The 11,290-nt window shown below is 74.1% G+C and carries 12 protein-coding genes; 7 read left to right on the top strand and 5 right to left on the bottom strand.

The window, feature by feature from the left end; genetic code table 11:
- Positions 1 to 68 precede the first annotated feature (68 nt).
- Complete coding sequence (locus GQ466_RS08530; protein WP_161102150.1) at positions 69 to 875, bottom strand: PhzF family phenazine biosynthesis protein; 807 nt, start codon at positions 873 to 875, stop codon at positions 69 to 71.
- Between the two features lie 108 nt (positions 876 to 983).
- On the opposite strand from GQ466_RS08530, the gene GQ466_RS08525 reads away from it, so the two are divergent.
- Both GQ466_RS08525 and ybaK read left to right on the top strand, forming a co-directional pair.
- Positions 984 to 1,643, top strand: coding sequence for an LON peptidase substrate-binding domain-containing protein (locus GQ466_RS08525; RefSeq protein ID WP_161102149.1), 660 nt, complete (start codon positions 984 to 986; stop codon positions 1,641 to 1,643).
- 19 nt (positions 1,644 to 1,662) lie between these two features.
- Positions 1,663 to 2,151 (top strand): Cys-tRNA(Pro) deacylase, encoded by a 489-nt coding sequence (ybaK, locus tag GQ466_RS08520; protein ID WP_161102148.1) that lies wholly within the window; start codon positions 1,663 to 1,665, stop codon positions 2,149 to 2,151.
- Here ybaK and GQ466_RS08515 read toward each other — a convergent pair.
- Positions 2,035 to 2,622: a hypothetical protein gene (locus GQ466_RS08515; protein WP_337193371.1), complete on the bottom strand. Its 588-nt coding sequence runs from the start codon at positions 2,620 to 2,622 to the stop codon at positions 2,035 to 2,037. The genes ybaK and GQ466_RS08515 overlap by 117 nt on opposite strands.
- 145 nt (positions 2,623 to 2,767) lie before the next feature.
- Between GQ466_RS08515 and GQ466_RS08510 the strand changes: the two genes are divergently transcribed.
- The 4 genes from GQ466_RS08510 (at position 2,768) to GQ466_RS08495 (ending at position 5,358) form a co-directional block, all read left to right on the top strand.
- Complete coding sequence (locus tag GQ466_RS08510; RefSeq protein ID WP_161102147.1) at positions 2,768 to 3,463, top strand: DUF6882 domain-containing protein; 696 nt, start codon at positions 2,768 to 2,770, stop codon at positions 3,461 to 3,463.
- 39 nt (positions 3,464 to 3,502) lie between these two features.
- Positions 3,503 to 3,940, top strand: a complete 438-nt coding sequence (locus GQ466_RS08505) for a GNAT family N-acetyltransferase (RefSeq protein WP_161102146.1) — start codon at positions 3,503 to 3,505, stop codon at positions 3,938 to 3,940.
- Positions 3,941 to 4,420: 480 nt separating this feature from the next.
- Positions 4,421 to 5,056, top strand: a complete 636-nt coding sequence (locus GQ466_RS08500) for an AzlC family ABC transporter permease (RefSeq protein WP_202420016.1) — start codon at positions 4,421 to 4,423, stop codon at positions 5,054 to 5,056.
- Positions 5,053 to 5,358 (top strand): AzlD domain-containing protein, encoded by a 306-nt coding sequence (locus GQ466_RS08495; RefSeq protein WP_161102144.1) that lies wholly within the window; start codon positions 5,053 to 5,055, stop codon positions 5,356 to 5,358. The genes GQ466_RS08500 and GQ466_RS08495 overlap by 4 nt, the downstream gene beginning before the upstream one ends.
- Before the next feature lie 8 nt (positions 5,359 to 5,366).
- Here the strand turns inward: GQ466_RS08495 and GQ466_RS08490 are convergent, their stop codons facing one another.
- The 3 genes from GQ466_RS08490 to GQ466_RS31375 form a co-directional block, all read right to left on the bottom strand.
- A complete protein-coding gene (locus tag GQ466_RS08490; protein WP_161102143.1) occupies positions 5,367 to 6,296 on the bottom strand; it encodes an RluA family pseudouridine synthase in 930 nt (309 codons plus the stop codon).
- A complete protein-coding gene (locus tag GQ466_RS08485; RefSeq protein WP_337193370.1) occupies positions 6,293 to 6,844 on the bottom strand; it encodes a signal peptidase II in 552 nt (183 codons plus the stop codon). Before GQ466_RS08485 ends, GQ466_RS08490 begins: the two co-directional genes overlap by 4 nt.
- 71 nt (positions 6,845 to 6,915) lie before the next feature.
- Positions 6,916 to 7,317, bottom strand: coding sequence for a TraR/DksA family transcriptional regulator (locus GQ466_RS31375; protein WP_337193399.1), 402 nt, complete (start codon positions 7,315 to 7,317; stop codon positions 6,916 to 6,918).
- A 712-nt stretch (positions 7,318 to 8,029) separates the two neighbouring features.
- Between GQ466_RS31375 and ileS the strand changes: the two genes are divergently transcribed.
- On the top strand, positions 8,030 to 11,215 hold the full coding sequence (gene ileS / locus GQ466_RS08475; protein WP_161102140.1) for an isoleucine--tRNA ligase: 3,186 nt from the start codon (positions 8,030 to 8,032) through the stop codon (positions 11,213 to 11,215).
- Positions 11,216 to 11,290 lie beyond the last annotated feature (75 nt).

Genomic DNA, 11,290 nt, shown 5'->3' with positions numbered 1-11,290 from the left:
CCCAGTCTACGGAGCCCCGGGACGCCGCCGCGCCTCGTCTCACGTGCCGAGACCGTCACCCCGGACCGTCATACCAGGAGGTCTCCGGAGAGAACGGTCACGGCGCGTCCGGTGAGGACGACGCGGTCCCCCGCGAGCCGGACGCCGACCCGTCCGCCGCGCGCCGACGCCTGGTAGCCGGTGAGGGCGTCGCGGCCCAGGCGCTCCGCCCAGAACGGCGCGAGGGCGCAGTGGGCGGAGCCGGTGACGGGGTCCTCGGCGTCGCCGGGCAGGGAGCGCGGGGCGAACGTGCGGGACACGAAGTCGTGGTCGGCTCCGGCCTCGGCGGGCGCGGTGACGATCACGAGCCGGGCCTCGGCGTCGGCCAGGACGGCGATGTCGGGCGCGACGGACCGCACGGCCGCCGCGTCGGGCAGTTCCACGACCCAGTCGGCCAGGGTGTTGCGGCCCGTCCAGCCGAGCGGCGCGCGCAGCCCGGGGGTGAACTCGGCGGGCGCTGGCGCCGCGACCGGCGGACGGGCCGGGAAGTCCATCTCCAGCGTCCCCTCCGCCCCCGGACGGACGGTCAGGATCCCGCTGTGCAGCGTCCGGAACCGGATCTCGTCCCCCGCGGGCACGACCCCGCCGTGGTAGAGCGCGTGGGCGGACGCGAGCGTCGCGTGCCCGCACAGCGTCACCTCGTTCAGCGGCGTGAACCAGCGCAGCTCGAACGTCCCGTCGTCCGCGGGCCGGACGAACGCCGTCTCCGAATGCCGCATCTCGGCGGCGACGTCCTGCATCCACGTCTCGTCGGCGGGGGCGTCGAGCAGGCAGACGGCGGCGGGATTGCCCTTGAACGGCCGGTCGGTGAAGGCGTCCACGACGGAGATCCTCATGGCCGCGAGGCTAGCGGAGCTTCAGCATGTGAGATTTCGACGGTTCGTCCCGTCGCGGCCCCGCCGTACCCTGGGCGGCGTCCCCCGAACCGACGACGGAGGTCCCCCGTGACCGAGCGGCTGCCGCTGTTCCCCCTCGGGACCGTCCTGTTCCCGGGCATGGCGCTGTCGCTGCGGGTGTTCGAGGACCGCTACCTCGCGCTCGTCCGCGACCTGCTGGACGGCCCCGGGCCGCGCCGGTTCGGCGTCGTCTCGATCGAGCTGGGCCACGAGGTCGGGCCGGGCGCGGCGCTGCGGCTGGCGGAGGTCGGGTGCGTGGCCGAGCTGCGCGACGCGACGATCCAGCCGGACGGCAAGTACGACGTCGCGGCGGTCGGCGGCCGACGGTTCCGAATGAAAGGCACCGATGCGTCCCGTCCGTATCTGCGGGCCGAGGTCGAGTACCTGCCCGAGGAGGAGGGCGCGGACGTGGACGCGGCGGCCGTCGCGGCCCTGTCCGCGTTCCGCCGGTACCGGCGCGCCCTCGCCGCCGCCGGGGCGGGCGTCACGGACCCGACGGCGCCCGCCGACCGGGTGCGGCTGTCCTACGAGATCGCGGCGGCGGCCGTCCTGGACGGGCACGACAAGCGCCGCCTGCTGGCCGCCGAGGACGCCGCGCAGCGCCTGCGCGCCGCCCGCACCATGATCCGGCGCGAGACGCGGCTGCTGCGCGCCTTCCCGGCCCTCCCCGGGACCGCGTTCCTGGACGGCTCGTTCCACCCCAACTGACCGGGCAGACTGGTCGCCCATGGCGGCGAAGAACAAGGGCGGCACCCCCGCGACGGTCGCGGCGGCGCGCGCGGGCGTGGCGTTCACCCTGCACGAGTACACCGTCGACCCGAACGCCGGGTCCTACGGGGAGGCGGCGGCGGACGCGCTCGGCGTCCCGCGCGAGCGGCTGTTCAAGACGCTGGTGGCCGAGGTGGACGGCGCGCTGACCGTCGCGATCGTCCCGGTGTCGGCCACGCTGGACCTCAAGGCGCTGGCGGCGGCGACGGGCGGGAAGCGGGCCGCGATGGCCGATCCGCGCGCCGCCGAGCGCGCGACCGGCTACGTGGTGGGCGGGATCAGCCCGCTCGGGCAGCGGCGGCGGCTGCCGGCCGTGCTGGACGCGTCGGCGTCAGGGTTCGCGACCGTCTACGTCTCGGCGGGGCGGCGCGGGCTCCAGATCGAGCTGGCCCCCGGCGACCTCGTCCGGCTCTCCGGCGCCGTCCTCGCCGCCGTCGCGCGGGGATAGCCGCTTGACGAACAGCTCCAGCACGCCGTAGAGCGCGACGGCCGCGATCGGCCAGAAGACGAGCAGGCCGGTGGCGCGCAGGTCGGCGACGCCGGTGACGGTCGCGCCGTCGGCGGCGTGCCGGAGCGCGCGGTGGTAGGAGCCGAGGCCGATCATGTGGCCGGTGCGCCAGGCGAGGACGGCCGCCGCGGCCCCTCCGGCGGCGAGGCCGAGCAGCAGCGGGACGTCGTTGCCGCGTCCGCCCCGGAGGTAGGCGACGGCGCCGCAGCCGAGCCCGGCGATCACGGCGATCAGCGCGAACCGCATGTCGGTGCCGATCGGGCCCCGGCTCTCGGGGTCGGCGAGATACGGCGCGCCGCCCACGACGACGTACTTCACGGTCGGCGCGACGGCCCGCCACAGCAGGCCCGCGAGGGGTCCGAGGACGGCGACGAGGAGACAGGTCGCGATCCACGTGCGCAAGGCCCTCACGACCGGTGCCCGCACCTCGTACGCTCCTGTCTACGTCCCGTTCCCGACGACGAAAGCCTAGCCCGCCCTGGTGACCCGAACGACAACCGGCAGGTGCCCGATTCCCACCCCAGAACGGCCCGATCCCTGGGATAATGTGCCCGACATGTCCGGATTCAGCCCCGCCTTCGAGCGTCTCGGCGCAGCGCTCGCGGCCGTCGTCCTGCAGCAGCAGGAGACGCTCGCGGAGTTCCTGCCGCGCGAGGACTGGAGCGCCGACCTCACCGCCCGGACGTACACCAGCGGCGGCGTGACCGTCCGGGTCTCCCTGCTCGGCAGCTACGCCGCGCGGGAGCGGACCTGGCTGTGGGGCTGGGCCAACCCGCAGTTCGGCGCGGACCACCCGGCGGTCGTCCCGACCCTCGGCATCCGGACGCTCGGCGAACGGCTCGGCATCCCCGAGTTCACCACGCCCGAGGTCGACCTCGGCTGGTACGAGGGACCGGCCGGGCACGGCGGCGAGCTGGTCGCGATGGCGGCCGGGGGCGTGCTCGGCGGCGGCGGGTACATCGGCGCCGGATACGACGGCGGCTCGGCCTACCTGCACGTGGACGACCCGCAGGCGCCGCCCGCCGCGTGGGACCCGGTGCCCGTCGCGCGCCTGCTGACCAACGCCGTCAGCCTGTTCCCCGCCGACCCCCGGCTGACGCTGGCGCGGCTGCTGAGCCGCCACCGCGTCCCGTACCGGGAGACCGAGACGTCGATCGAGGCGCGTCCGCCGGGCGGCCCGGCCCGCGCCCACTTCGACGCGCGCGGCCGGTTCGCCGGCTGGGAGGCGGAGCTGACGGCCGTCCGGCACTGATCCGGCACTGATCCCGCGCGGCTGGTAGACCTGACGGCCATGAGCGCCGAGATCGTACCGGTGGTGTCCGCCGCCGACCGCGAGCACGCCTACTCCGTCCGTTTTACGGTGTTCGTCCGGGAGCAGGGCGTGCCGCAGGACATCGAGCTGGACGCGGCGGACGCCGCCGCCGACCATCTGCTGGCCCGGATCGACGGCCGTCCGGTCGGGACGGTCCGGCTGCTGCGCCGCGACGGCACCGGCGTGCTCGGGCGGCTCGCCGTCCTGCCCGAGGCGCGCGGCACCGGCCTCGGGGCGGCGCTGGTCCGCGCCGTCGAGGACCGCGCCCGCGCGGCGGGCCTGACGGCCGTCGAGCTGCACGCGCAGCTCGCGGCGCGCGGTTTCTACGAACGGCTGGGATACGCGGCGTTCGGCGCCGAGGACGAAGAGGCGGGCATCCCCCACATCTGGATGCGCCGCCGTCTCGAAAACGCCTGAAAATCGCGCCACCGATCCAGTGCGCCATTCCTAGCCCCTGCCTCCCAGGCGTTATCGGGAACGTCGCGAGGGGCGCCGAATTCAGCTCGCGCGGCGAACTCGGAAAATCGCGGAACTGGCCCGGACGGCACAGTGCCGAAGATCCAGAACACCCCGCCCGAAACGCGTGACTCATCCCCTGATGGCCTTGTGAGCTGCGTAAATGTCACCCCGGCGCCACCCCGAGGCCCGATCGACATACCCGTTTGATCCGTTATTCCGGAGCAATACCGTACGCGGGACGGGCAAGAACCTGTCCGGGTGGTCACTTGAAGCCATCCCTGGGACGAGAGTGCACGGTGGTTCAATACCGGGGTCACCGTGCTTGTTTTAGCCTTCGGTGTCATGAGTGCTGCGGAGTATGCGGCAGGTGAGACCGGAACGCGAACCCGCGAGGCTAATGCCGTCAGGGACGGGCTCAACATCGGTTTCTCCTCCGGAATGTCAGGGCTCGCCTGGGGTGCTGCGGCGATCCCGGCCGGGCTGTCCGTCCAGCAGGCGTGCGCGCTGAGCATCCTGGCGTTCAGCGGCGCGTCCCAGTTCGCCATCGCCGGGGTCGTCAGCGGCGGCGGCGCGCTGTTCACCGGGACGCTCGGGGCCGTCATGCTCGCCGGGCGCAACGCCCTCTACGGCCTGCGGCTCGCCGACCTGCTCCGCGTGCAGGGCTGGCGGCGGGCGGTCTGCGCGCATTTCGTCATCGACGAGACCACCGCCGTCGCCACCGCGCAGCCGGACCGGGCCAGCGCCCGCGTCGGCTTCTTCGCGACCGGCATCCCCACCTACGCGCTGTGGAACATCACGACGTTCATCGGCGCGATCGGCGCGACCCGGCTCGGCGATCCGGAGCGGTACGGGCTCGACCTGCTCGGCCCGGCGATGTTCCTCGGCCTGCTGTGGCCCCGGCTCACCGCCGGGGCCACCGAGGTCCGCGTCGCCGTGCTCGGCGCGCTGATCGCCGTCCTCGCCGTCCCGGTGCTCCCGACCGGCGTGCCGATCATGGTGGCGGCGTTCGCGGCGCTGCTCGGGCTGCGCGAGCGGCAACGCGAGCGCGAGCGCGTGAAGGAGCCGGTCCGATGAACGTCTGGATCGCCGTCACCGTCACCGGCGTCGGCTGCTACCTGCTGAAGCTCGCCGGGCTCGTCGCCCCGCAGCGCGTCCTGGAGGACCCGCGCGTGCGGCGGTTCACCGAACTCGTCCCCGTCGCGCTGCTGGCGTCCCTGGTCGCGGTGCAGACCGTCACCACCGCCGGCGACCTGCGCCTGGACGGCGCCCGCATCGCCGGCGTCACGGCGGCCGGGATCGCGTTCCTGCTGCGCGCCCCGTTCCTCGTCGCCCTCGTCACCGCCGCCGTCGTCGCCGCCGGGCTGCGGCTCCTGTGACCGGCCGCTCAGCCGTCGTCGGCGACCGCGTCCAGCGCCCGCGCCAGATCGTCGGGGTAGGGGCTCTCGAACTCCACCCAGCCGCCGTGCCCGGGATGCTCGAACCCGAGCCGCACCGCGTGCAGCCACTGCCGCCGCAGCCCGAGCCGCGCCGCGAGCGTCGGATCGGCGCCGTAGGCCAGGTCGCCCGCGATCGGATGCCGGATCGCCGACATGTGGACCCGGATCTGGTGGGTGCGGCCGGTCTCCAGGTCGACGTCCAGCAGCGTCGCCGCCCGGAACGCCTCGACCGTGTCGTAGTGGGTGACCGACGGGCGCCCGCCCGCCACCACCGCGAACCGGCCGTCGCCGGACGGGTGCCGGTCGATCGGGGCGTCGACAGTGCCCCGGAACGGGTCCGGATGGCCCTGCACGAGCGCCTGGTACCGCTTCTTGACCGTCCGCTCCTTGAACGCCCGCTTCAGCCGCGAGTACGCCGTCTCGCTCTTGGCCACCACCATCGCGCCGGTCGTGTTCGCGTCGAGCCGGTGGACGATCCCCTGCCGCTCGGCCGCGCCGCTCGTCGCGACGGTCCGCCCGGTGCCGAGCAGGCCGCCGAGGACGGTCGGGCCCGTCCAGCCGGTGGTCGGGTGCGCGGCGACGCCGGTCGGCTTGTCCACCACGACGATGTCGTCGTCCTCGTAGAGGATCCCGAGGCCCGCGACGGGCTCGGCGACCGGCGCGGGCGGGGCGGGCGGCGGCGGCAGCGTCACCTCCAGCCAGGCCCCGGCGTGCAGCCGGTCGGACTTGGCGACCTCGCGGCCGTCCAGCAGGACGTCGCCCGCCGCGATGATGTCGGCCGCCCGGCCGCGTGACAGGCCGAACAGCCGGGACAGGGCCGCGTCGGCGCGCTCGCCCTCCAGCCCGTCCGGGACGGGCATGCTCCGCACGTCGCTCACCGGGTCTTCTCCTCCGGCGCGCCGTCGCGCTCGTCCGTCGCGTCGTCGGCCGCGTCGTCGGTCGTGTCGTCGGTCGTGTCGCGGCCCGTCACGCGGGTGCCGTCGAGCTGCAGCCCGCGCGCCGCCAGCAGCACCGCCAGCACGCCGCCGCAGACGATCGCCGAGTCCGCCAGGTTGAACACCGGCCAGTGCGGCCACTCGATCCAGTCGACCACATGGCCCTGGAACGGCGCGGGGGCGCGCAGGACGCGGTCGACGAGGTTGCCGAGCGCGCCGCCGAGCAGCAGCCCGAGGCACACGGCCCACGGGACGCTGCGCAGGTTGCGCGCCGTCCGGACGATCGCGACGACCACGCCGCACGCGATCACGGTGAAGATGATCGTGTAGCCGGTGCCGATCGAGAACGCGGCCCCGCTGTTGCGGGTCTCGCGCAGCGTCAGCAGTCCGCCGAGCAGCCGGATGGGCGCCCGGTCCTGCAGCGTCGCCACGACGATGATCTTGGAGATGACGTCCAGGGCCAGCGCGGCGCAGGCCACCGCCACCAGCACGCCGACACGGCGCGGCCGAGGCGATCCCCCGGATCCCTCGGCCCCGCCCTTCTTCGGGTCAGTTGAGTCGCTCAGCGACGTTCCTCGCGTTGTTTGCATGTCACACACAGGGTGGCACGCGGGAACGCCTGCAAGCGCGCCTTCCCGATCGGGAGGGCGCACGACTCGCAGACGCCGTACGTGCCGGCGTCCATCCGCTGGACGGCCCGCTCGTTCTGGGCGAGCAGGTCACGCGCATTGTAGGACAGCGCCAGCTCGTGTTCGCGCTCGTAGGTCTTGGCGCCCGCGTCGGCCTGGTCGTCGCCCGCGCCGTCGGCGGAGTCGCCCTCGGCGATCTGCGAGGCCGCGACGGTGATCTGCGCCTGGAGCGCGTCGATCTCCGCCTGCAGCCCGGCCCGGACGACCGACAGCTCGGACTCGGTCCAGCGCTCCTCGCCCTCCCGGACGGGCAGCACCTCGGCGACCGCCGTCACCGGCGCCTCCTCGGCGGTCCGCGCGGTGACCGTGGCCGTTTTCACCTTGGCCTTCGCGGTGCGGGCCGAGGCCTTCGCCTTGGGTCGCGCCGTCCCCGGCTTGGCGGCCGGTTTGCCCGCGGGCTTGCGGGCGGGCTTGGCCGGGGCCTTGGCGGACGCGCGTCCCTTGCGGGCCTTCTCGGCCTCGGCGGTCGCGTCGGCGCCGCTCTTGTCGACGGGCACTGCGGGCAGCATGGGGTCCCCTTTCACCGGACGGGCAACGAGCTGCGGTGGCTCTCATATGCCCTCGCGTCCGGCAAAGGAAAACCCGGCGTTCCGGCGAGAGAACGGCGAGACGCCCGGGAGGTCGGTCGGGGCGACACGGGAGGTCGGGGTAGGTCCGTCCGGGGCCGGCACCGCCGGGAAGAGGGACCGGTTCGCGTGCGTTACAGTGGCCAGCAGCAGTCTGAGCGGCAGGCCGTGATGGGGACGCCTGCCGCCGTGCGCGGCCATGAGCGATCCGGGGACGGTGCGAGCCCGGCGGTCGGCGCGGCGGTCCTGATCACCCCGGAGCCGCCGGAGGAAACGGCGCGCGCGCCGGAGTAGAACCGGCAGCCGTGACTGGAACGAAGCGGGCCGCGTCGCGCGGCCAAGGAGGGTGGTACCGCGGGGCCTTCGGTCTCGTCCCTCCGGTCCTCGTGCGTTGTCCGCGTCGATCCGGAGGCCCGCCACCGTGACCCGTCAGTTCCGGCCCCTGCCCGCGCAGGTCGATCTTCCCGCGCTGGAGCGGGACATGCTGCGCCGCTGGCAGGACGGCAAGATCTTCGAGCGCTCGCTGGAGCGCACCGCCGACGGCCCGCGCTGGATCTTCTACGAGGGCCCGCCGACCGCGAACGGGATGCCCGGCGTCCACCACGTCGAGGCGCGCGTCTTCAAGGACATCTTCCCCCGGTTCAAGACCATGCAGGGGTACCACGTGCCCCGCAAGGCCGGCTGGGACTGCCACGGCCTGCCCGTCGAGGTCGCCGTGGAGAAGGAACTCGGCCTCACCGGCAAGAAGGACATCGAGGAGTACGGGGTCGCGGAGTTCAACGACCGCTGCCGCGAGTCCGTCCAGCGCCACGTGGACGCCTTCGAGGAGATGACCGCCCGGATGGGCTACTGGGTCGACATGTCCCAGGCCTACCGGACGATGGACCCGTCCTTCGTGGAGTCGGTCTGGTGGTCGCTCAAGGTCGTCTTCGACAAGGGCCTGCTGTTCCGCGACTTCCGCATCACGCCGTACTGCCCGCGCTGCGGCACCGGCCTGTCCGACCACGAGCTGGGCCAGCCCGGCGGGTACGAGACGGTGACGAGCCCGTCGGTGTACGTCCGGATGCCCGTCACCGACGGCCCGCTCGCCGAGCTGAACGCCTCGCTGCTGATCTGGACGACGACGCCGTGGACGCTCGTGTCCAACACCGCCGTGGCCGTCCACCCGGACGTCACCTACGTCGCGGCCCGTCCCGCCGGGTCCGACGAGGTCCTGGTCGTCGCCGAGCCGCTGCTGGAGCAGGTCCTCGGCGCGGACGCCGAGCGGCTCGCCACGCTGTCCGGCCGCGAGCTGGAGCGCACCCCGTACCGGCGGCCGTTCGACTTCGTACCGATCCCCGGCGCCCATTTCGTCGTGCTCGGCGACTACGTGACGGTCGAGGACGGCACCGGGCTCGTCCACCAGGCCCCCGCGTTCGGCGCCGACGACATGACCGTCTGCAAGAACTACGGGCTGCCGGTCGTCAACCCGGTCGGCCCCGACGGGCGCTTCACCGCCGACGTCCCGCTGGTCGGCGGGGCGTTCTTCAAGGACGCCGACGAGCCCCTGACCGCCGACCTGCGCGCCCGCGGCCTGCTGTTCCGCGGCGGCCACTTCGAGCACAGCTACCCGCACTGCTGGCGCTGCCACACCCCGCTGCTGTACTACGCGCTCCCCGCCTGGTACATCCGCACCACGGCCGTGAAGGACCGGCTGCTGGAGGAGAACGCCCGCACCAACTGGTTCCCCGAGACCGTCAAGGAGGGCCGGTACGGCGAGTGGCTGCGCAACAACGTCGACTGGTCGTTGTCGCGCAGCCGGTACTGGGGCACGCCGCTCCCGCTGTGGGTGTGCGGCGAGGACGACGCGCACGTCACCTGCGTCGGGTCGCTCGCCGAACTCGGGGAGCTGGCCGGACGCGACCTGACCACCCTGGAGCCCCACCGCCCCTACGTGGACGACGTCGCGTTCCCGTGCCCGGAGTGCGGCGCCGAGGCCCGCCGCGTCCCGGACGTCATCGACGCCTGGTACGACTCGGGGTCCATGCCGTTCGCGCAGTGGGGCGCGCCGCACCGCAACAAGGACGTGTTCGACGCGTCCTACCCCGCGCAGTACATCTGCGAGGCGCAGGACCAGACGCGCGGCTGGTTCTACTCGCTGATGGCCGTCGGCACGCTCGTGTTCGACCGCTCGTCGTACGAGAACGTCGTCTGCCTCGGCCTCATCCTCGCCGAGGACGGCCGCAAGATGAGCAAGCACCTCGGCAACGTCCTGCGGCCCATCCCGCTGATGGACCAGCACGGCGCGGACGCGCTGCGCTGGTTCATGCTGGCCAGCGGGCTGCCGTGGGCGTCGCGGCGGGTCGGGCACGGGGTGCTGGAGGAGATCGTCCGCAAGGTGCTCCTCACCTACTGGAACACCGCGTCGTTCTTCGTCCTGTACGCCAACGCGGCGGCGCAGGGCGGCGGACGGGCCTGGACGCCCGACCGCCGCGCCGAGGCCCCCGCGCCCGCCGACCGCCCGCTGCTGGACCGCTGGGCGCTCGCCGAGCTGCACCGGACCGTCCGCGAGGTCGGGGACGCGCTGGAGGTCTTCGACACCGCCCGCGCGGGCCGCCGCCTCGCCGAGTTCGTGGACGACCTGTCCAACTGGTACGTCCGGCGGTCCCGCAAGCGGTTCTGGGACGGCCCGGAGTCCCCCGAGGGCGCGGCGGCGTTCGCGACCCTCTACGAGTGCCTGGAGACGCTGACGCGGCTCATGGCGCCGCTCGTCCCGTTCATCACCGACCACGTGTGGGACGTCCTGCGCGAGGAGGACGCGCCCGAGTCCGTCCACCTGACGTCCTGGCCCGAGGTGGACGAGACCCTGCTCGACGCCGCCCTCACCGAGCGGATGGCGCTCGTCCGGCGGCTCGTCGAACTCGGCCGCTCGGCCCGCGCGGCGAGCGGCGTCCGCACCCGGCAGCCGCTCGGCCGCGCGCTCGTCGGGGCGCCCGGCTGGGCGGACCTGCCCGCCGAGCTGCGCGGCCAGATCGCCGACGAGCTGAACGTCGCGGCGTTCGAGGAGCTGTCCTCGGTCGGCGGCGACCTGGTCGAGTACGAGGTCAAGCCGAACTTCCGGGAACTCGGCCGCCGGTTCGCCAAGGACACCCCGAAGGTCGCGAACGCCGTCAAGGCCGCCGACCCGGCCGCGCTCGTCACCGCGCTGCGCGCCGGCGGGGCCGCGCCGCTGGACGTCCCCGGCGTCGGCCCGGTGCAGCTGGCGCCCGCCGAGCTGATCGTCACCGAGCGCCCGCGCAGCGGCTGGGCCGTGGAGAGCGCGGCGGGCGAGACGGTCGCGCTCGACCTCACGGTCACGCCGGAGCTGCGCCGGGCGGGGCTGGTGCGGGAGGTGGTCCGGCTCGTCCAGGACGCCCGCAAGGCCGAGGGCCTGGAGATCACCGACCGGATCGAGCTGTGGTGGCACGCCGCCGGGGACGACCTGGCCGAGGCGCTGCGCGCGCACGGCGGGGAGGTCGCGGGCGACGTGCTCGCCACGGCCGTCCGCGAGGGCCGTCCGGACGAGGAGCTGACCCAGCGCCGCGACGACGAGCTGGGCCTCGGCTTCTGGCTGCGCAAGGCCCGCTAGCCCGGCGGACGGGGCGGCCGGCCGCGCGAACCGGCCGCCCCGATCTTCGGCAAGGGGTTCAACGCGACACATCGT

Source organism: Actinomadura rayongensis, assembly GCF_009831215.1.
GTDB lineage: Bacteria > Actinomycetota > Actinomycetes > Streptosporangiales > Streptosporangiaceae > Spirillospora > Spirillospora rayongensis.
Note: the sequence above shows the minus strand (reverse complement) of the source record. Positions and strands in the feature narration are given on the sequence as shown.